Source organism: Donghicola tyrosinivorans, assembly GCF_003003355.1.
In the GTDB taxonomy this organism is placed as follows: Bacteria; Pseudomonadota; Alphaproteobacteria; order Rhodobacterales; family Rhodobacteraceae; genus Donghicola; species Donghicola tyrosinivorans.
On record NZ_PVTQ01000018.1, the window covers coordinates 1 to 19597 of the forward strand.

The following is a 19597-nucleotide window of genomic DNA, read 5'->3' on the forward strand; positions in this document are numbered from 1 at the left end:
AGGACGAGCAACAAAAAACATCAAAGCAACCGCTATGGCGGGTCAATTGTCTTGGGCAAAACTGCTTGACTGAGACGCCCCCGTTACCGAAGTCCAGAGCCTAGATAACTCTCTGTTATCTAATGGGAGTCGCACTTGAAGGTAGCGCGCACCCCACATCCCCGATCAGGCGCATAAGTTTCCGGGTCAACTTTCAGGCGGTCAGCAACAGCGCGTGGCCATCGCGCGGGCGCTGTGCATGAACCCCAAGGTTCTGTTGTTCGACGAGCCGACTTCGGCCATTGACCCCGAAATGATCGCAGAGGTTCTGGACGTTATGACCTCGCTTGCGTCTGAGGGCATGACCATGATCTGCGTCACCCACGAAATGGGCTTTGCCCGCAAGGTTGCCGATCGGGTGATCTTTATGGACCAAGGCGAAATCGTCGAGGAAAGCCCGCCCGAGGCCTTCTTCACCGCCCCCCGAAACGAGCGCACAAAGATGTTTCTTGCACAGGTGCTGGGTCACTAAAGCGGGCGGTCGGTAAGCCTGACATGCAAAAGGCGGCACCGAATGCTATCGGTGCCGCCTTTTCTTCATGCTGAACCCGTAGGCTCTACGCTGTTAATCAAGATTGAAGCTGAAATCTCCGGACTTGCCGCCACCAAGATTGCCTTCCGGCAGCTTCACGATTTCAGCAGTTGCCTGAGGCGCCGCTTTGGCCGCTGTAGCCGCAGCTTTTGGTGCCGTTTGGGCATGTTTTATCGCATTAGGATCAACCGCCACGGTTGCGTCAGTGGTCTTGAAGAAAAGCACCGCATCCGCCAGGGCCTGCGCCTGACTTGAAAGCTGGGTCGCTGCCGAAGACATCTCTTCCGATGCCGCGCCATTGCCTTGGGTGACCACATCCAGTTCCTGAATCGAGCGATTGATCTCGACCGAGCCCTGCGCCAGTTGCCGCGACGCCACGCTGATTTCGGTAACCAGTTCCGAGGTGCGCTCGATATCCGGCACCAAGTCCACAAGAACCTTTCCGGCAGCAACGGCAGACTCGACCGTGTTCGCCGACAGCGCCGAGATTTCTGCAGCCGCTTTCTGGCTGCTTTCGGCCAGTTTGCGCACTTCGGACGCCACAACAGCAAAACCCCGACCGTGTTCACCCGCACGTGCCGCTTCGACAGCCGCGTTCAGGGCCAAAAGGTCGGTCTGGCGGGCGATTTCCTGCACGACCAGAATACGCTCTGCGATGCGCTTCATATCGTTGACCGCCGTAGCCACCACACGGCCGGATTCTGTTGCACTCGACGCCGATCTACGGGCGATCGTTTCGGTGGTGTTTGCATTTTCAGAGCTATTCGAGATGTTTGACGCCATCTGTTCAACCGAAGCCGAAACGCGCTCGGTCGAGCTGGCCTGCTGCACAGCGCCCAACGCCAGATCTTCCGAGGTCGACGCCATCTGGTTCGCGCCGGCTGCCACGTTGCGTGCAGCCTCAGCCACTTGGCCAACGGTTTGACGCAGCCGAAGGACCATCTCGTTCTGCTCGCGCAGCAGATCCCCGATTTCATCATTGCGCTTGAAAACGGACAGCTCGCGCAGATCGCCTTGCGCCACACGCTTGGCCTGCGCCAAAGCCTTGCGCATCGCACGGTTGAACGACGTGATAATCATAAAGGCCGCATATACACCAAACAGCGCGACAAGCCCTGCTGCGCCCAGTGAATAAAGGACGACATCGGACTTATCGATATCTGCCTGTTTGACAGAAACCTTCATCTCGTCGGTGAAATCAGCAACCAGTTGTTCAACAAGCTGGAAAATCTTGGCGGAAGCAATCTTGGCGGTGGAATGGAACACCAGGTTTGCATTTGTTCCATCGCCCGAAAGCTCATAAGCAATCGACTTTTTGTTCAGGCCCACAAGCTCGGTGTGCAGCGCCGCAATCTGCTGCAATACATCCTTGGTTTCACCGGGCATCCGGTCTGCCAATTCATTGATCTGATCAAGCAGCTTGGCGCTGTCAGCTTCGATCTGCTTTTGCAAATTCGGAATGCGCGCCGGATCATCCTCGTCCAGTCCGATCAGGATTTCAGCAACCATCGAACGGATGGTCAGCTCATCTTCCGCGATGCCCTTAACGAACATCAGGTCTTTCGCTTCAACGTGAACGATCTGCGCGAATTCACTCGTGACACGCTGGAAGCTTTGGATTGAATAGCCGATCACACCGCCTAGCATTATGAAAATAAACGAGAATGTCAGGATCAGCTTTGATTTGATGGTAAAACGCATTGTTCCTCCTAGAGGTCAGCCTAATGTGATCAGCAATTTAACGAAGTGTGGCGACCAGTCAGGCAGCGCCATCCCGTATCGCTGAATCACCAACGATATTGACTGACCCAGAAATACGCCGAAAAAACGGGCGTCGTTAGTAGCCCCAATCTAAGTCGATTCAATCATATACCAAATGAAAGGAACCCTCTCGGTCGAACGGAATTCCAGACAATTAGTTAGCACGCCTCAAAGCCCAATTACGACGCGGTTCCTATGGCCTTTGGATATCAAGGTGTCCCTTTGGCAGAACAAAGCGGGCGGGCGTGGGGGTCGCATGGGGCCAACACGCCGAAGTCATCAGCAAAAGCACCCAGATCGCATGCAGCGCGTCATCGCGGCTCAACTCTGGCAGATGCCTTTGTAAAGCAGCGGCGACTGACTGCGGACGGGTTCGAGCTGCAATTGGGCACCAACCATCTGGGCCATTTCGCCTTGACCATGTGCCTGATGCCGTTGCTTCTTCGGTCCCCTGCCCCGCGCGTTGTCAGCCTGTCCAGCAGCATGCACGAACCCGGCAAGATCAGCTTTGATGCCCTGCAATCGGCCAAAGACTATTCAGCCGTCGCGGCCTATGGGCAATCAAAGCTAGCCACGCTGATGTTCGCAGTTCAACTGGACGCCCGCATGAAGGCCCAAGGCCTGCCCCTGATCAGCGCGGCAGCCCATCGGGGGATTGCACGCACCGAACTGATGAACAACCGGCCTGCCGGTCAGCCGGTTTTGCAAGCGATCTTACATTTGATCGAATGGATCATGGGCCAGTCCGCCGCTGATGGCACCCTGCCCGTCTTACGCGCAGCCACTGATCCGGCGGTCAAGGGCGGCACCTATTTTGGCCCCGCAAAGTGGGCAGAATCCAAAGGCCCGCCGGTTCCGGCAAGTAGCACTGCCAGTGCGCAGGACAAAGACGCCCACGCACGGCTATGGCAGGCCTCGGTGCAGCTGACCGGTGTCGACCGGCCAGAGGGTTAAGGGATCACAAAACGCCCCCGCCATCATGGATCGCGGGGACGGATGCGTTATTGCGCGGGTAAGGTTGTTGCAAAGTTCTAGCGGGCAATCTTCCACGCCGTGCCCTCTTCGCGATGCAGAACAAACAGTTCCTGATTGGCGTTGGGGATCGTCGCGGGCGCATCCCCCTTGATCGTGATCTGACCGCCGGAACGGGTGCGGACCACGGCGTAATCGGGACCGGTCTGCAACGACTCGTCAAAGCTGAAGTCGATCTCAAGGTCCAGCATACCGATCAATCCGCCATAGGTGGCCTTCACGGCTGCGCGGCCCACGGCAAGGGCGCTGGCCATCTGAGCCAAAGACAGACAAATCGCTTTCATCATCTGTCCTCCTCACACCCACGCCGGCGCGACCGAGGTTCCAGGCCCCTGAAACGCGCCAAGCTGGATATTCAGCATTCCGGTCGGCTCGATAAAGCGGGCGTTGCGCAGGGGGCCAGCAGTCACAGGCGTCAGACCAATCAACCGCGCCACCTGCCCCACTTGGGCCACCACATCCGCATCATTGGCGGCCACAAAGGTCTGCACATTCTTGCCTTTGCGGGCTTCAGGGGAAATCAGACCAGCAAACAGGGTGTTGAAGGCTTTGACCACATGCGCCGTCGGGGCCAGCGCCTGTAATTCCTCAGCCGCAGAGGTGGTGTGACCGACCACTATGCGCTGGAAATCTTCGGTGATCGGGTTGCTGATATCCACCAGAACCTTACCCGACAAATCACCGGCCTGCGCCAGAAACGCCTGTGCCTGCGCGTAATACAGCGCAAGGATCACCACATCCGCCTGTGCGGCTGCCTCATTCGGGGACAGCACATCTGCGCCGGTCTCTGCCGCCAGCGCCGCCACCTTGGCCGCATCCCGCGCCCCAAGCACAACCTGCACCCCAGTTCCGGCCAAAGCGCGGGTAAACGCACCGCCCAAATTGCCTACTCCGATAATCGCGATCTTCATGAACCGAAAGTGGATCACTTGAAACCAAAAGGCGGCAATTGGACAAGCTTGCAGGATTTGAAACCTTCGTCTGCGCGGTCGAGATGAGATCATTCACGGCAGCCGCCGACAGTCTTGGTCTGTCCTCGCAGCAGGTGGGCAAACAGATCCGCAATCTGGAACAGCATCTTGGCGTCAAGCTGCTGCACCGGACCACACGTCGCCAAAGCCTGACCGACTTTGGCCGAAGTTTTTACGAACAGGTCACGATCAATGCGCGTCCACGGGGCAAGCTGCGGGTGAATGCTCCGGTCAGTTGGGGATGCGGGCGCTGGCCCCGCAGCTACCTGCCTTCATGATCGCCAACCCCGATATCAAGGTTGAACTGTCCCTGAGCAACCGCATGTGCGATCTGGTCGACATGGGCTTTGACGCGGTGTTCGGGTGGGCCAACTGGACGATAGCAGCCTGATGGCGCGCAAGCTGGCGCCTTACCGGCTGCTCCTATGCGCCGCGCCCGCTTATCTGGCCGCCCATCCGCCAATCACCTGCCTATCCGATCTGGCCGCGCACAATTGTCTTGGGTTCGTACATACGGAATTTCGCGCGCAATCACAGACCTAGGATGTTACAAACGTCCCGTATTTAAGGCCGCAACCTCAACAGTTGTTAGGCGATTAGTCCCTGCACTGCACGGCGCTTTGGGATGAATCGGACGCTCTATCTTCAGGACTATATCCCGATCCGAAACATTATGTTTACAGCGGCGACGTGATCTCTTCCGCGAGTTGCCACCGAGAATGGCGTACAAGCAAAAGATTAGGGCAAAAATTCTTTACCTTCTTTCTCTCTAACATGATGTGTTTTCGACAGCTTCCCGCAAGAGTTGCGCGATCTTCACACACTCAATCTAGCACTACTTACAGCTCATCCTCACCTTACAAAAATGTACGATGTAGCGCTGGAAATACCTGTTCGTAAGAGTGTCTGATGCGTTTGCGAAAATGGCGATCAAGCCACGCAACAATGCAACTCAGGACGGAGCCAGCCATGTCGCTAGCCACGCATGTCGATGTCACCCGCAGCACCCAAACCATTGCGGATCTAACGGGTTTGCCCTCAGGGGTCCGACTGACGGGGACTGGGTTGGATGGATTGTTGACCTTGGTCGCGACGGATCGGGCGCTAAACTACTATGTCTCGAGTTTTGACATCCAGACGGCCATTTCGGCAATGGGCGAGCTGAATGCCATAGTTGTCCAGTCGGTCCATGCAACCGGAGTTGCGGCAGACGGAGAAATCGGCACGCCTGATGTGCATGCCCTATCCGAATATATCTCGACGAATTTCTCCGACGAATGGGCCAAATTTCACGGTGATGACGAAGGCACCGAGGAAACCGGTTTCCATCTGGTCCAGAACGACGGAGCGCGCAGCACCTTGTTCGGGGAAAACGCAGTAAATACCGTCATTGATGGGCTGTACCACTTGGGCTTTGGCAGTATCGGGAACAACCTGATCAACGAAGATGGCAACCGCAACGTGCAGGTTGATGATGCTGCCTTCTGGCTGAATGCCTTGCTGGCGCAAGACATCGCAAACGGTGTTTTCGCCAATGACGTGGCGCCTGCTGCGATCGCCACCACGGGGACCGGGCTGGATGCTCTTGTGGCCATGATCATGACCGACGAGCGACTGAACCAACGCCTGAGCGATGCCGATTTGCGCGGTGGGGCCCAGGCCGCGAACACGATGAACACGATTATCATCGAGGGAATCAAGGCGCTTGGCTTGGCCAATGATGGAACGATCACGGCCTCGAACGTCACGGCTTTGTCTGACTGGATCCGCGCGAACTATTACGACGAATTTGTGACCGCCCATGGTGACGACGAAGGCAACGAGGAAACCGGTTTCCATTTGGTCCAGAATGACGGTGCGAACACGCGCCTTTTTGGTGAAAACGGTGTGAACACCGTTGCCGATGGCATCTACCATCTGGTCTTTGGCTACTCTGGCAAAAATCTGATCAACGAGGACGGCAACCGAAACGCCAATACCGAAGATGTTGCCGACTGGCTGAACCGCCTGCTGGCGGATGATTTGGCTGCGCTGGCCAATCCCGACGTTGCTGAAAAAGTTGTCGGGACCACAGGCAGCGGACTGGACCGGCTGGTTTCCATCATCGTGAATGACGACGGCCTGAACCGCAATGTCTCGGACTCTGAACTGCGCGGCGGAGCCGAGGCCGCGAACACAATGAACACCATTATTGTCGAAGGGATTAACGCGCTTGCACTTGGCGATGACGGGAAACTAACAACCTCTGAAATCCTGACCCTGTCTGATTGGATCGCCGAAAATTACTACGACGGCTTTGTCACTGCCCACGGCGACGATGAAGGAAGCGAGGAAACTGGCTTTCACCTGGTGCAGAATGACGGCGGCGAAACGCAGCTGTTCGGCAACAACGCAGTTAACACGGTGGCCGACGGCATTTACCATCTGGTGTTTGGCTACGACCGCTCGAACCGTTTGGTAAACGAAGATGGCAACGCCAATGCCCGCGTCGAAACCGTGGCCTATTGGCTAAACGAGCTTTTGGCCGAGGATCTGGAAAACTGGCGCGCGGCGGCAGATACAGGAAACGCGATCGAAACGGGTCTGGACCAGATCCTGTCTGTCATCGTCAATGATCCAGAGTTAAATAATCGTCTGCCACTGACCGAAATTCTGGATGGTATGGCTGCGGCCCAAGGCATGAACGCAATCATCATCGAAGCCATCAAGGCGACGGGTGTGGCCGCCAATGGCACCTTGTCAGCAGGTGACGTGCGCGCGATTTCCGACTGGATCAACACCAACCGCTATGACCAGTGGGTGACCCTCCACGGCGATGACGAAAACGGCGAGGAAACAGGTTTCCATCTGGTGCAGAATGACGGCGCTGTCAGTCGGCTGTACGGTGAAAATGCCGTGAATACGGTGGCGGATGGCATCTACCATCTGGGCTTTGGCTATAATCAAAGTGGCCGACTTATTAACGAAGACGGCAATGCCAATGCCTCGACCAATGATGTTGCTTATTGGCTGAACGATCTACTGGCGGACGCGCTGGCAGATGGGTCGCTGCGCTCTGATATCAATCCATATGACGTCGCAAGCACGGGCACCGGACTGGATGCGATTACCAACGCGGTGTTCTCGGACGCGGTTCTGTCGCGTAACTTTGCGACCTCTGATCTGAATGTCGCCGCGACCGCAGCCGATGGGCTGAACACCATTCTGCTACAGGCAATCCATGCCACCGGAACTGGCAATAACGGTGCCTTTGACGAAAACGACGTGCGTCTGATCAATGCATGGATCGCGCAAAACGCCCAAGCCGAATGGAACGCCCTTTATGGGGCGGACAGCACCGCCAGTGATGGCTTTGGCAAGATCCAGCGCGAAGGCGCTGTCGCGACAATCAATAACGAAAACGTCATCGATAAAATGGCTCGGCTTATCTATGCGATGGGCAACACGATCACTTGGAACGTGCAAATCCGTGATGCCAATGGCTCTTACATCGGACGGGTTGAGGATGCCGCCAACTATCTGAACATCCTGCTGGCGGACGAACTGGCCTCGGGCACGCTTACGAATGCGGACCTCTTGGCGGCTGACCCCGCAAGTTTTGCGGATGCGTTGGTTCTTGATATCGACACCCCAATGACCTTTGGCAATGGCGAGAACGCCCTGCTGGTTGCCCACGATGCTGCTCAGGAGGTTGCGCAGGGCGCGATTGCGGTTACTTTTACAGCCGACACGATCGAAAGCTGGCGTTCCCGCACACTGGTGTCGAAGGACTTCCGTTATTTCGAAGACGGCGGACATCTGACCATCCTTGTGCGGAACGAACGAGTCGAGGTGCGTCTGGAATCCGAAGACGCCACCTATGTGCTGACGTCGCCTTTGGGAATGCTTCAGGCCGGTGTGTCCACCGACATCGCCGTGAACTTTGGCGAAAATGGCGCACAGCTGTATCTGGATGGTGCCTTGGTGGCCGAGAATACGGATGCCGTCACCAGTTGGCTAAACAACGACAATCCGATCGCCATAGGCGAGTCCCGCATTTGGGCGTGGAACGATGGCAACACGAACCGCGACCTGTTTGATGGCGAGATCTCTTTGGTTCAATTCTACAACCGCAACCTGACTTCTCAGGAGGTTCTGGCACTGGACAACGACCTGCCAGAAGCGTCCGCAGCCGTGGCTGTGGATTTGCCAGAAGGTGCCCTCCAAACAGTCGGCAATGGCCTGAGCGGTACGGTCTATGACGTCAATTCGTCCTTCTCGGCGGTCGAAAAGCTGATCACAGGCATTGATAACGGGACCCTGGCAGCGACCCATACCTTCACTGCCAATGCGATCAGCTTTTCCGGCACGGGCCGCCAGAGCCTGACCGATTTCCTCTCTGAACATGGCACCGTCACATCCGGCGAGGGCAGCACCGCAGTGCATACGATGGGCATGCACCTGACCGGCTATATCTGGCTGGATGCGGGCGAGCACACTTTCACCGTTCGTTCCGACGATGGCTTTGCACTGGAGATTGGCGGGACGGAACTGATCAGCTTCTCTGCGGCCCGCGCTGTCGGCTCCAGCATCGGGACCGGCACGTTCACAGCGGGTCTGTATCAAATCGACCTCTACTACTACGAGAACGCCGGCTCTCAGGTGCTGGATTTGGCTCTGGATGGGGAAGCGATCAAAACGGCTCAGCTTTACACCAGTATCGAAGCCTATCTGAACGCAGCAGAATACGATGCCGCCGCAAGCGAAGTTGCCCTGACCGGCACGGGTCTGGATCAGATCGTTGACTGGATTTCCGAGGATGGAGGTCTACAGCTAAGCACCCTGTTTGCAGACCGCGCCGAGGCGATCGAGGCAGCCAAAGGCATGAACCAGATCATCGTAGAGGCGATCAAGGCCCTTGGCGCCGCAGATGATGGCACCATCAGCACATCCGAAGTGTACGACATCGCCACTTGGATCAACGAAAACCGCCTGGAAGACTGGGGTCTTTTGCACGGTGATGACGACGGGAACGAAGAAACAGGCTTCCATCTGGTGCAGAACGACGGCGGACAGACTCTGGTCTTTGGTCAGAAGGCCATCAACACTGTCGCGGACGGCATCTACCACCTAGGCTTCGGTTACAAGAACCAGCGCCTGATCAACGAGGATGGCAACAACAACGCCAAGGTCGAAGATGTCGCTGACTGGTTGAACCACATTCTGGCGGCTGATCTGGCCGACGGCACGCTTGCCTCTGGCAATGATGTCTATGTTCAGGGCACCACCGGCACCGGGCTGGATGAATTGGTCGAGGTGATTGCCACCGACACCGAATTGGGCCGGCGTATTCCCGAATCCGATCTCATCCGCGCAGCAAATGCCATGAATACCATGAACGCGCTGATCCTTGAGGGGGTTCAGGAACTGGGGCTGGCAAATGACGGTGTGATTACGGCTGCTGAAGTTGCTGGCCTATCCGATTGGGTTCAGACAGATGCGCACCGTCTGGCCACCTTTATCGAGGCACACGGCGATGACGAGGGGAACGAGGAAACGGGCTTTCATCTGGTACAAAACGATGGTGCCTACACCCGTCTTTATTCCCAAAACGCCATCAACACCGTCGCCGACGGTATTTACCACCTGCCGTTCGGTTACGCCAAGGGTCGCCTGATCAACGAAGATGGTAACACCAATGCATCACTGAACAGTGTGGCGGAATGGCTATCGAACCTCTTGGTTGATGACATGGGGGCCTTGGCGAACCCTGACGCGACAGCCGTGGTGACGGGAACCACTGGCACCGGCCTTGATGATTTGGTTAGCCGGATCGGCGCGGATCTGGGACTACAGGCGCGCATCACGTTGGCCGAAATCAACGAAGGTGCAGCGGCGGCAGATGGAATGAACCACATCATCGTCGATAGCATCAAGGTGCTGGGTTATGCGAATGACGGCACCCTGACCGAGAGCGAAATTCGTGGCCTGTCCGAATATATCGCCGCCAACTACGCAGATGGCGCAGCATCCGCTTGGCTGACCCTGCATGGGGATGACGAAAATAACGAAGAAACGGGCTTTCATCTGGTTCAAAACGATGGCGCGAATGCGCGGATTTTCAACGAGAACCTCGTAAACACCGTTGCTGATGGCATCTACCACTTGGGCTTTGGCTACAACAAGTCGGGCCGTTTGATCAACGAGGATGGTAACTCCAATCAGACGATCGCGGACATTGCTGACTGGCTGAACACGTTGCTGACGGACGATATGACGGCACTGGCCAACGCTGATGTGGTTGCCTTTAGCGGCAGTACCGGCACCGGACTGGATCAATGGGTCGACTTGATCATGGCCGATATCGGACTGAATCAGAATATCTCGATTAACGATATCACCACGGGCGCGTTTTATGCCGACCAGTTGAACACCATGATCGTGGACGGGATTATCACGACTGGCATCGCCAGAAACGGTGGCTTTAGCGCCAGCGATATTCGGGTTCTGTCGGACTATATCGCGCAGACCTACTATGGTAGCGACGCGACCTCGGCCTTTGCCATCGCGCATGGTGATGACGAAAATGACGAGGAGACAGGCTTTCATCTTGTCCAGAACGATGGTGCAACTGCTGAATATTACGGCGAAAATCTGGTGAACACCGTGCTAGATGGGGTCTACCATCTGGGCTTTGGCTACAACGCTTCAGGCCGCCTGATCAATGAAGATGGCAATTCCAACCAGCGCCTGTCCGATGTTGCCTACTGGCTTGAGGCCGCCTTGGCCGTGGAACTGACCACCGGCGCATTGGTCACCGAAGCCTCTGCCAACCCCTATGTCACGGGCAAAACCGGCACCGGACTAGATGCCTTGGTGAATTTGATTACCGAAGATGACGCACTGAACGCCAAGCTGACCACGACCCAGATCGCCGAGGCCGCCTCTGCCGCTGATGGCCTGAACACGCTTCTGCTAGAGGCGATTACCGCGACCGACGTGGCACGGGACGGGGCGCTGACCATGTCCGACCTCAAGGATATCTCGGTCTGGCTACAAAATAACTATTCGGCTGAATGGGCAGTCCTGAATGGCTCATCCGCATCCGGTTTCGGACTGTCGATGGATGCGCGAACGGGCTTATTTGGTGAACGGGCTGTGCAAACCGTGATGGATGGCCTCTATAACCTTGGCTACGGTTACCGCTATGATCGCGTGGTCAATGAAGCCGGCGGGACCGATGAAAAACTATCGGAAATGGCGCTGTGGCTCTCTGATCTTCTGGCCGACGAATTGGCAGATGGGTCGTTGGTCGGGCCGGCTGTGACGGCTGACAGCTTTGACGCTGTTCCGTTTATGACCCGCACGGATTTGTCCGTGCAAAGTTCGCAGCAGGCAGAGCTAAGATATGTGGATGCCACCGCTGAAGGGTCGATTGTGGCCAGCTTCACACTGGATGAAATGACCTCTGGCAGCCGCTATACCCTGTTCTCTCGCGGGGCGAATGGTGATGCGGACGGCTTCTATCGGGTCTACATGCTAAATGGTGAGCTCCGGATGGATGTCCGCCAGGGCAGCCATTACGCTTACCTGAGAAGCGATCAGCTGGGGATCGAAGCGGGTAAGGAATATACCGCTGCGCTCAGCTACGATGGGGACACGATCAGCCTCTACTTGAATGGCGTCAAAGTCGAGGCCGAGCATAATCCGTCGATCGACTTCGGCACTATGGATCAGGACCTGATGCTGGGGGCGGCCTTCAGCACCGGATCGGCGGGGCAGGTCTATCCCTGGTGGAGCTTTGACGGCACCATCAGCGCGCTGTCGGTCTACGATGAGGCACTGAGCAACACCGAGATGGACTACCTGAACACTTCGGGCAGTTGGGTTCAGGCCCTGATTGTGGAAAATGTTGCGCTTGCCGCCGAAGAGGCCGCCATGGGTGACGGCTTGAACGGCGCGGTATTTGATGTGGACAGTGCAATCGGTTCTGTCGAGGTCTTCCGCACGTTGACCGAAGGCACAGAGGCCGACATCACCTTTGACGCCAAAGCGGTCGAATTCACGTCCCCAGCATATGGGTCCATTGATGCCTTTGTCGCGTCTAGCGGAGATAACCAGACCGGTGATGGGTCAGCCCGCGCGGATACCTTTGGTTTGACGCTTGACGGCTTTATATTTGTCGAGGCTGGTACCCACAGTTTTGACGTTTACAGTGACGATGGTTTTTCCATGAGCATCGGCGAAGAGGTCGTGGCGGAATATGCCGGACTGCGGTCACAGGAAACAACCCGTGCCGAGGTCATATTTACCGAAAGCGGCTATTACCAAATACACATCGACTACTTCGAAAACGGCGGTGCTCAGGTCCTGCGTCTGGAAATGGACAATGACATCCTAGACGAGGAAGTGCTTTTCAGTGCCCTGCCGGAATTGGTCTAGAATGAAACACAGAGGTGGTCGCCGAAATCAAGGCCAACGCCGAAGGTGGATCGCATGACGAAAGAGACGATCCAGAAAGGCAACGAGAAAGAACCACTCTCCTGATTTCAAGTCTAAGTTGGCTATTGGCGCGATCCGCGAGGAGATGACACTCGCGGGGCTGTCTAGGCTCCAGACTTCGGTAACGGGGTCGTCACGGACAAGCGTCTTCACCCAAGTCAAACTGATCCGCCTCGGCGGTTCTCTAGTTGCATTCAGAAAAACCAAATGAATGCGCGAACGAAGCCAGCAGCGAGCGCAGTGCCTGTGAAGCGAAATTTACACTGGTTTGGTGATTGATTGTTGGCAGGCAATGGATGTTTGGTGTTTCTGCTCGAAAACCGCGGCTAACGCTCGTGACGGGGCAGGCGTGCGCCAGTCAGCGAAACAGCTATCCCTTAAGGGCGCGGGTCACGCGGGGCATGACGAAGTAAGTCATGAGCAAGACCTGCGTTACCGCGATAGTCAGGGTGCGCAGACAATGCGGCCAGCCTGCCGTCAACGGGGTCACGATCAGCTGGAGCGGGTAGACGATCACGAAGACCACGACGATCAGGGTGATGGCCATCTTCCACCGGGGCGCGTGCTTTGCCGTGGGGACTTCGGGTAAGTCGAACCAAGCGTCCAGCCCCGTCACGCGGCGCATTTCCGCTTCGCCTTCGACCAAACCTTCGAGCCGATCGACCCACATAGCTCGGGTTTCGGATTTTTACCAAGCCTCGCAATGGGCGAAACTGTCGAAACGGTAGATCAACACGTAGCGCCCGTCCGTTTTGCCAGAGGGGCGCAGGATGTTAACGCCGAGGTGGCCTGGAAAATCGGAGGCCGCCTCGACAACACCATGTAGCCAGTCTTCATAGTCGGCCTCGCGGCCCGTGACGACACGGCGGCTGATTTGCAACGTGACCGGGCCCTCATGGCCCGGTTCGACGGTGGTTTTTTGCGGAGTGCTCATTCCGCTGCCTTGGCCTTCGGGAACTTAGGCTTTCCGCCCACCCCCCACTGGTTGCCCGGCACTTCGCGGATCACAACGCGCACCGTTTCCATCGGCACGCCCGTGGCCTCTACCGCAGCGGCGGACAGCTTTGCGATGAGATCCTCTTTCATCTCATCACTGCGGCCCTCAATCATTGTCACGTCAATGAACGGCATGGGTTACTCTCCCACGTTGAAGGCGACGTGACCGAGACCCTCGACTTCTAGCAGGATCGACTGACCCGCCTCCATCGGAACCGCAGCCGTTCCCCCGCCAGCAAATACGATATCGCCAGCCGCGAGCACTTCGCCTGCTTCCGCAACCATACGCGCCGCTGCGACCAACGAGCGTACTGGATGACCGAGGATCGCCGCCGAAGAACCGATCTTTGCGGGGCGTCTGTTGACGTTGAGCACCGAGATATCGGTCTCATTGGGCGCCTATTGGCCAAGGATAAAGCCCGAGGACGAGGAGTTGTCGGAAAAAACAACGCCCACGTCGAACTTGAAGTGCTTGTAGCGGCTGTCGATGATCTCAATGGCGGGCGCGATGGCCTCTACCGCATCCATCGCCTCAAGTGCAGAGACCTTGCTCGAGAGCGGCTTCTTCATCAGAAACGCGATTTCGGGCTCGGCGCGCGGGTGCACGTAATCGGCCATGGATACGGTCCCGCCTTCTTCCTCGCGCATGGCGTCGGTGAGGCGGCCCCAGACCATATCTTCTACGCCTAACTGCACCATCTTGGCGCGGGAGGTGAGACCCATTTTATCCCGATCCGCTTTTCGCCGCGCGCGTAGCGGCGCTGCATGGAAAGAGCCTGAATGGCGTAAGCCTCATTGAGCGTGAGTTTTTTGGTTTCGGAGAATTGCGCGATGTCGGTGGCGGTGCGCACCCCTTCGTCGACGATCTCGGCGGCTTTGGTAATTTCGGTCATTATTCCGCTGCCTCCTGTTCTTTCACCATGTCGAGAGCCACGTCCACGAACATGTCTTCCTGACCGCCGACCATGCCGCGGCGACCGACTTCCGTCAGGATGGCACGGGCGTCGAGGCCGTACATGTCGGCCGCTTTCTCTGCATGGCGCAGGAAGGAGGAGTAGACCCCCGTATAGCCGAGTGTCAGGGTTTCACGGTCCACACGCACGGGGCGATCCTGTAGCGGCCGCACGAGATCATCAGCGGCGTCCTGCAGCTTAAAGACATCGCAATTGTGTTCCCAGCCATAGAGGTTAGCTGTCGCATCCCGGATGATTGTAGACCCGCTTCCTGAAGAGATTGGGTCTTTGGCTTTGCCAGTCCTTTAGCGTGGCGATGGGGGATCTTCCCTTCAGGACGGTTTGCGGAAGCTGGCTGTTGTAGAGGTGGACGTAGCGCAAGATGGTTTGCTCGAGGTCCTCACCACTCTGGAAGTGATGGCTTTGAAGAACGTCCTCGATCCGGCCGTTGAAGCGCTCGACCATGCCGTTCGTCTGCGGTCGCATTGGGGGCGCGAGGCGGTGCTCGATGCCAAGGTCGGCGCAGAGCAGGTCGAACTCGTGCTGTCCCGTGGGGCTGCCCTTGCGCAGGCCGAACAAGCGGTCGGTGAAGGCGCGTCCGTTGCCGGTCAGTACCCGGGTGATCTTCATTGGTGCGGCACGCTGCAGGTCACGCAAAACGCGACGCGCGTTTGCTGCGGTCTGTGCCGGAGAGATGCGCACGAAGACCCAGCGGGTGGCACAGTCAATCGCCACAAAGAGGTAGCGGCGGCGATTTTCGTCAGCCATTTGAGGCAGGTATTTCACGTCGATGTGCAGATAGCCGGGCTCGTAAGCCTTAAAGGTCCCATGCGCGGGTTTCGGGGCTTTCACTTCAGCGCCCGCAGGTTGCCCGCCCCATACCGCCGCAGGCAGCGGTCGAGCCCCGAGCGTAACACGTCCGGATTCAGGAACTCGCGCATCACCGCCAGCAGTTCGTAGAGCGGCAACAGCAAGGTCACCGCAACGGCTTCCTGTGCAGGTGTCAGGGTAGTTTGCAGCCTGTGTGCGGTGTGGCTGCTGTCATGAACGCTGTCCCGGTTCTGCCACTTCCACACCGTCTGTTCGGAGATCCCGTAGCATTTCGCGACCACACGGGCAGGCTCAGAGCTGGCCTGAATTGCCGCCCGGATCCTGGGTGTTGTCGTTGCCTGCTTGTGAAGTGAGATCAGCATGCTTGCCTCCCGTCCCGAACTTCGCGCAGGATCGATCTTGCCATGAAAAAGGGGCAGAGCGCCGAGGGTCTATGTGATCGTCTGGGACGGGACACCTATTTGCGTCCTCATGACACTGACAGGCTAGCGGGCTGGGGACGAAAACATGCCCCCGCGGGGACGCTGGCCGAGGTTCGCTTGTGGTTGGCAAATCAGGCAATGATCGGCTGGCGGGCACCGACCAAAACGACAAGCTGACCGACGGGCTTGGTACGGATCGCTCTGTCTCTACGAACGACATTCTGTACTTTGAGGTCGGCGTAGACGTGCTTGGCCGGTCAGATGCGGCTGCGTTGATCTGATCTCCCGTCGCGCCGCTGGCGTTCGGGGGTCATAATACAAAGGCGACGCCCCACCTCCACGGGCGGGGCGCCGCTCGCTGCGATTAGCCCGGAATAAAAGGCTGCACGGGGTCTTCTTGAGCGTTCATCAGGGCCTCGAACTCAGGCAAGCCAAAGGTGGCCAGCGTCTCGTCATTCGGGCCCAGAATTTCGTAGATAATGCCGTTGGTCACCTTGTTGCTGAACCAGCCGATGCAATCCACATCGCCGCCCCCTTCGGTATGGGGCGCACCGCCGCCGGGCTTTTTCACATAGCTGGCAGTGGGGCGAATTTCGGTCAGCGCCCCTTCAGCGTCATAGATGCGCAGCTCTCCTTGCAGGATAAAGGTGCTGTAGTCTGCGTGATGGCGATGCAGGGCGATCTTCTGGTTGGCCGAGAACTTGAACAGCACGTCCACCACTTGCAGATCGTGATCCACATTCAAGACGTGATACCACAGGTGATCCAACCCCGGCAGGCTGTTCCATTTGATGTTACTCTGGTCAAAAGCCGCTGCGGCCTTTGACGCAGCCGTGGTGGCATCCGCCCCCGTGGCAACTGAGGCGACAACGGCCCCCAATGCGGCCAGCCCTTCGCGGCGGGTCAATTTGGTCATGTGGTTCCTCCCGGTCTTTCCGATAATGTTGGGTGCGCTGCCCGTCGGCAGCAGGGAAAGAACAGCAAAGGCGCGCGCATCTTGTGCGAGGTTTGTGCAAAATCTTCGCAAGAACAGTGCAAAATCCGCCCTTACGGCAGCAATCGATAGCCCACACCGCGGACGGTCTCGATCAGGACCGGCAGGGATTTGTCGGGGTCTAGCTTGCGGCGCAAAGTGATCATGTGCTGATCCAGCGCGCGAGAGTTCGGCATGTAATCGCGCCCCCAAGCGCCGTCATACAGTTCATCCTTGGTGACCACATCGCCGCAGCGGTCCGACAGCAGGGTCAGCAGCTTTAGATCACGGGGGGTCAGGGGAACCTCAAGGTTGCCGCGCAGGGCCAGATGACGCTCTGGCAGCAACTGGAAGGTGGCGGCCTGCGCATCCTCATTGCGGCGGGACATGCGGCGGCGCATGGTCAGGGCAGACCACCCGCAGACCACGCCGCTTGCCAGCAGGATCAGGCCGAGCAAGGACTGGCGGCTTTGCGACAACAGCGCCCCCGAGGGCAAACCCAGCCCCTGCACCATCTGTTGCCGGTCATAGATCAGACAAATGTCCGGCTGGGACCGGCAATACAGCAGCTTGTCCGTTGTCGCGTCAAACTGGTCCCAATGAGGCGCCGGGCTTGCCGCACGGATGCGGGCCAAGCGGTTCACACTGTCCTCTGACAGCTCATAGGGAAACGGGGTCATGCCCGCAGGAACGGGATATAGACGCTGGCCGTCATCGCCCCAAATCACCACATGCAGCAGCGCCGGATCTTGCGAGAGCTGCCAGCTGATCTGATCCGTGACCCCGATGTTCTGGTGGATCCGGTCGGCATCCTCTGCCGCCTTGGCGCCGGCGGCCTGCCAAGGATCAGGCCGCAGGGCAGAAAACACTCCACCCGCGACAAGCACCACGCCAAGAACTGTCAGCCACCGAACCATAGCCCGAATTTACAGGCGATGCCCGCGCCGAGGGTAACCGGACTTTAGTCCATGTCCTCTGTCATGGAGGGCGCCGCAATCACCGGATCGACCCTTAAAACCCGTGCATCCGCTTGGCCCATTGGATCGCAACGAAAGCGCCCTTGACGGGGGGCAGCATCACAAGTGAGGCCGCGATCGCGACCGCCGCCAAAATCAGCGCCAAGGTCAGTGGATCGTCTCTGAAGCCGTTGAACGTCAGGTGCAGCACAACGCCCATGATGTGGCACATAATCAGGATCACCACATAGGCTGGCCCGTCGTCGGCACGCTGCGCGGTAAAGTCCTGCCCGCAATGCTGGCAGTGGTCCGCAACCTTCAGGTAGCCGCGAAACAGCTTGCCCTCGCCGCAGCAGGGGCAGCGCAGGCGCAGACCGTTCAGCAGCGCCGTTTTCATGTCCCGCTCAGGGGTCGTGTCTTGCTTCGTCATCGGGAATTCCTCAGTTCAGGCCCGCCAGCCCATTTCGATCGCGATGGTTTCCAGCCCCAGAGACAGGGCTTCGATGTCATCAGCGGTGTGGTGAGTGCCGCAGGTAATCCGCAGATGCTCATGCCCTGCGGTCTCAACGGCGGTGACCGCAATCCCGTAGTGATCCCGCAGCAGACTGGCCGCAAGACGGGTTTGGCGCAGGTTCCGGACATGCACGCAGACGATATGCGACGCGGCATCCGCCACCGGCAGCCCGATATAGGTCAGTGCCGCACACAGATCATTGGCCACACCGCGCAGCTTGGCGCGGGCCTCATCCTGCCTTTGGATCAACGCCACCGCACGCGGCACCGCATCCAGCAGGAACAGGGGTACGGCCAAGGCACGCTCACCCGCCAAATGGCCCGAGACCATCGCCACCAAGTCCGCCTGACCGGCCACATAGGCGACCGGAAGGCCAAGCGATCCGGCGCTATAGACCAGCGCAACGCCTGCGTCTGATAGCCCTGCACCCTCTGCACCGAGCGCCCCGACGCCATTACTGTCATCCAGAATGACGCGGGCGCCGTGGTCTTTGGCAATGCTGCAAATCCGCGCCAGCGGAGCAATCGCCCCGTCGTTCCGACCAATGCTGTCCAGCACAATCAAGGTCGGACGGCTGGGATCGGCCTCTGCCAGCGCCTGCGTCAGGGTCTCAGGGTTGGCAGGGTCAAAGCCGGTCTGTGTAGGTGCCACGTGGGACGCGATGATGTTGCACCCGCCAAGCCCTGCGACCAGCGCCGCCAGAACGCGGTCCATGCCCGCCCCTTGGAGCACGCAGGCGGCGGGCTGATTGTGCCACGCGGCCAAGGTCTGCTCTGCCACCAAGCGCACGGGATGCAGGCCGGGTAAGGCGCTGTCATCCCCTGCCCCGTGAAACTCGATCCCGTCACAAATCGCCCGATGCAAAGCGGGCATGGCAGCGATCCCCAAGGCATCGGCCGAGGTCCACAGGGTGATCTCTTGCTGTGCATCATCATAATCGCCGCGCAGGGCCTTGGGGTATGGCGCGAGGCCAAAGACATAGGTCGTCTGCTGCGGGGCGCACGCGGTCCTGATTTCATCTGTCCTGAGGCAGGTGGCAATTTCGGCCATGTTGCATCTCCTTCGCGGGACATCCGCGATTCACCCTGGCCGGATTGCTATGGATTGACTGCATACAAATCAAGTCAATCAATCAG

The 19597-nt window shown here is 58.0% G+C and carries 19 protein-coding genes and 2 pseudogenes; 6 read left to right on the forward strand and 15 right to left on the reverse strand.

Going from position 1 to position 19597, the window contains the following annotated elements; translation table 11 throughout:
• Positions 1-181: 181 nt before the first annotated feature.
• A pseudogene (locus CLV74_RS18650) lies at positions 182-511 on the forward strand (amino acid ABC transporter ATP-binding protein); the annotation flags it as partial.
• Between the two features lie 93 nt (positions 512-604).
• On the opposite strand, the gene CLV74_RS18655 reads toward CLV74_RS18650, so the two are convergent.
• Positions 605-2272, reverse strand: a complete 1668-nt coding sequence (locus CLV74_RS18655) for a methyl-accepting chemotaxis protein (RefSeq protein WP_106267834.1) — start codon at positions 2270-2272, stop codon at positions 605-607.
• 255 nt (positions 2273-2527) lie between these two features.
• Between CLV74_RS18655 and CLV74_RS23220 the strand changes: the two genes are divergently transcribed.
• On the forward strand, positions 2528-3286 hold the full coding sequence (locus CLV74_RS23220) for an SDR family NAD(P)-dependent oxidoreductase (protein ID WP_106267837.1): 759 nt from the start codon (positions 2528-2530) through the stop codon (positions 3284-3286).
• A gap of 77 nt (positions 3287-3363) precedes the next feature.
• Here CLV74_RS23220 and CLV74_RS18665 read toward each other — a convergent pair whose 3' ends face one another.
• Positions 3364-3648, reverse strand: coding sequence for a Cif family virulence factor (locus tag CLV74_RS18665; protein WP_146134982.1), 285 nt, complete (start codon positions 3646-3648; stop codon positions 3364-3366).
• Positions 3649-3660: 12 nt separating this feature from the next.
• The gene (locus CLV74_RS18670; protein WP_106267842.1) at positions 3661-4275 is read right to left on the reverse strand and encodes an NADPH-dependent F420 reductase; all 615 of its coding nucleotides are present in this window, start codon (positions 4273-4275) and stop codon (positions 3661-3663) included.
• A 38-nt stretch (positions 4276-4313) separates the two neighbouring features.
• On the opposite strand from CLV74_RS18670, the gene CLV74_RS23405 reads away from it, so the two are divergent.
• The 3 genes from CLV74_RS23405 (at position 4314) to CLV74_RS18680 (ending at position 12756) form a co-directional block, all read left to right on the forward strand.
• Entirely contained in the window at positions 4314-4613 is a 300-nt protein-coding gene (locus CLV74_RS23405) for a LysR family transcriptional regulator (RefSeq protein ID WP_281260668.1), read from the forward strand.
• Between the two features lie 112 nt (positions 4614-4725).
• On the forward strand, positions 4726-4878 hold the full coding sequence (locus CLV74_RS23490; RefSeq protein ID WP_211299079.1) for a type 2 periplasmic-binding domain-containing protein: 153 nt from the start codon (positions 4726-4728) through the stop codon (positions 4876-4878).
• A 426-nt stretch (positions 4879-5304) separates the two neighbouring features.
• Positions 5305-12756 carry a LamG-like jellyroll fold domain-containing protein gene (locus tag CLV74_RS18680; RefSeq protein ID WP_170108104.1) on the forward strand — a complete coding sequence of 2484 codons (7452 nt, stop codon included), beginning with the start codon at positions 5305-5307 and terminating at the stop codon, positions 12754-12756.
• Positions 12757-13186: 430 nt separating this feature from the next.
• On the opposite strand, the gene CLV74_RS23035 is transcribed toward CLV74_RS18680, so the two are convergent.
• From CLV74_RS23035 to CLV74_RS18705, 8 genes and pseudogenes are all read right to left on the reverse strand, one after another.
• The gene (locus tag CLV74_RS23035; protein WP_211299080.1) at positions 13187-13486 is read right to left on the reverse strand and encodes a putative antibiotic biosynthesis monooxygenase; all 300 of its coding nucleotides are present in this window, start codon (positions 13484-13486) and stop codon (positions 13187-13189) included.
• 18 nt (positions 13487-13504) lie between these two features.
• The gene (locus CLV74_RS23040) at positions 13505-13750 is read right to left on the reverse strand and encodes an antibiotic biosynthesis monooxygenase (protein WP_211299081.1); all 246 of its coding nucleotides are present in this window, start codon (positions 13748-13750) and stop codon (positions 13505-13507) included.
• Positions 13747-13947 (reverse strand): 2-hydroxymuconate tautomerase, encoded by a 201-nt coding sequence (locus tag CLV74_RS18690; protein ID WP_106267848.1) that lies wholly within the window; start codon positions 13945-13947, stop codon positions 13747-13749. Before CLV74_RS18690 ends, CLV74_RS23040 begins: the two co-directional genes overlap by 4 nt.
• Positions 13948-13950: 3 nt before the next feature.
• A complete protein-coding gene (locus tag CLV74_RS23230; protein WP_245888605.1) occupies positions 13951-14187 on the reverse strand; it encodes a hypothetical protein in 237 nt (78 codons plus the stop codon).
• 24 nt (positions 14188-14211) lie between these two features.
• Positions 14212-14535: a 2-keto-4-pentenoate hydratase gene (locus CLV74_RS23235; protein WP_245888606.1), complete on the reverse strand. Its 324-nt coding sequence runs from the start codon at positions 14533-14535 to the stop codon at positions 14212-14214.
• Positions 14499-14705 (reverse strand): hypothetical protein, encoded by a 207-nt coding sequence (locus CLV74_RS23240; protein ID WP_245888607.1) that lies wholly within the window; start codon positions 14703-14705, stop codon positions 14499-14501. Before CLV74_RS23240 ends, CLV74_RS23235 begins: the two co-directional genes overlap by 37 nt.
• The gene (locus tag CLV74_RS18700) at positions 14705-14938 is read right to left on the reverse strand and encodes a hypothetical protein (RefSeq protein WP_245888608.1); all 234 of its coding nucleotides are present in this window, start codon (positions 14936-14938) and stop codon (positions 14705-14707) included. Before CLV74_RS18700 ends, CLV74_RS23240 begins: the two co-directional genes overlap by 1 nt.
• A gap of 61 nt (positions 14939-14999) precedes the next feature.
• Positions 15000-15958, reverse strand: a pseudogene (locus CLV74_RS18705) (DDE-type integrase/transposase/recombinase).
• Between the two features lie 179 nt (positions 15959-16137).
• On the opposite strand from CLV74_RS18705, the gene CLV74_RS22905 reads away from it, so the two are divergent.
• Positions 16138-16299 (forward strand): hypothetical protein, encoded by a 162-nt coding sequence (locus tag CLV74_RS22905; protein WP_170108105.1) that lies wholly within the window; start codon positions 16138-16140, stop codon positions 16297-16299.
• A gap of 83 nt (positions 16300-16382) precedes the next feature.
• Here CLV74_RS22905 and CLV74_RS18710 read toward each other — a convergent pair whose 3' ends face one another.
• The 4 genes from CLV74_RS18710 to CLV74_RS18725 form a co-directional block, all read right to left on the reverse strand.
• Entirely contained in the window at positions 16383-16934 is a 552-nt protein-coding gene (locus CLV74_RS18710) for a cupin domain-containing protein (protein WP_106267850.1), read from the reverse strand.
• Positions 16935-17065: 131 nt separating this feature from the next.
• Positions 17066-17908, reverse strand: a complete 843-nt coding sequence (locus tag CLV74_RS18715) for a winged helix-turn-helix domain-containing protein (RefSeq protein WP_106267852.1) — start codon at positions 17906-17908, stop codon at positions 17066-17068.
• Positions 17909-18002: 94 nt separating this feature from the next.
• Complete coding sequence (locus tag CLV74_RS18720) at positions 18003-18377, reverse strand: DUF983 domain-containing protein (RefSeq protein ID WP_106267854.1); 375 nt, start codon at positions 18375-18377, stop codon at positions 18003-18005.
• Between the two features lie 15 nt (positions 18378-18392).
• The gene (locus CLV74_RS18725) at positions 18393-19511 is read right to left on the reverse strand and encodes an aminotransferase class I/II-fold pyridoxal phosphate-dependent enzyme (RefSeq protein WP_106267856.1); all 1119 of its coding nucleotides are present in this window, start codon (positions 19509-19511) and stop codon (positions 18393-18395) included.
• Positions 19512-19597: the final 86 nt, after the last annotated feature.

What these genes read in the sequence shown, in the direction of transcription:
- CLV74_RS23240 (WP_245888607.1), bottom strand. Translation starts at nt 14,705, where the DNA reads ATGACCGAAATTACCAAAGCCGCCGAGATCGTCGACGAAGGGGTGCGC.
- CLV74_RS23035 (WP_211299080.1), bottom strand. Translation starts at nt 13,486, where the DNA reads ATGTGGGTCGATCGGCTCGAAGGTTTGGTCGAAGGCGAAGCGGAAATG.
- CLV74_RS18665 (WP_146134982.1), bottom strand. Translation starts at nt 3,648, where the DNA reads ATGAAAGCGATTTGTCTGTCTTTGGCTCAGATGGCCAGCGCCCTTGCC.
- CLV74_RS18725 (WP_106267856.1), bottom strand. Translation starts at nt 19,511, where the DNA reads ATGGCCGAAATTGCCACCTGCCTCAGGACAGATGAAATCAGGACCGCG.
- CLV74_RS23220 (WP_106267837.1), top strand. Translation starts at nt 2,528, where the DNA reads ATGGCCTTTGGATATCAAGGTGTCCCTTTGGCAGAACAAAGCGGGCGG.
- CLV74_RS18715 (WP_106267852.1), bottom strand. Translation starts at nt 17,908, where the DNA reads ATGGTTCGGTGGCTGACAGTTCTTGGCGTGGTGCTTGTCGCGGGTGGA.
- CLV74_RS18710 (WP_106267850.1), bottom strand. Translation starts at nt 16,934, where the DNA reads ATGACCAAATTGACCCGCCGCGAAGGGCTGGCCGCATTGGGGGCCGTT.
- CLV74_RS18720 (WP_106267854.1), bottom strand. Translation starts at nt 18,377, where the DNA reads ATGACGAAGCAAGACACGACCCCTGAGCGGGACATGAAAACGGCGCTG.
- CLV74_RS23490 (WP_211299079.1), top strand. Translation starts at nt 4,726, where the DNA reads ATGGCGCGCAAGCTGGCGCCTTACCGGCTGCTCCTATGCGCCGCGCCC.
- CLV74_RS18690 (WP_106267848.1), bottom strand. Translation starts at nt 13,947, where the DNA reads ATGCCGTTCATTGACGTGACAATGATTGAGGGCCGCAGTGATGAGATG.
- CLV74_RS18680 (WP_170108104.1), top strand. Translation starts at nt 5,305, where the DNA reads ATGTCGCTAGCCACGCATGTCGATGTCACCCGCAGCACCCAAACCATT.
- CLV74_RS23040 (WP_211299081.1), bottom strand. Translation starts at nt 13,750, where the DNA reads ATGAGCACTCCGCAAAAAACCACCGTCGAACCGGGCCATGAGGGCCCG.
- CLV74_RS18655 (WP_106267834.1), bottom strand. Translation starts at nt 2,272, where the DNA reads ATGCGTTTTACCATCAAATCAAAGCTGATCCTGACATTCTCGTTTATT.
- CLV74_RS18670 (WP_106267842.1), bottom strand. Translation starts at nt 4,275, where the DNA reads ATGAAGATCGCGATTATCGGAGTAGGCAATTTGGGCGGTGCGTTTACC.
- CLV74_RS23235 (WP_245888606.1), bottom strand. Translation starts at nt 14,535, where the DNA reads ATGGGTCTCACCTCCCGCGCCAAGATGGTGCAGTTAGGCGTAGAAGAT.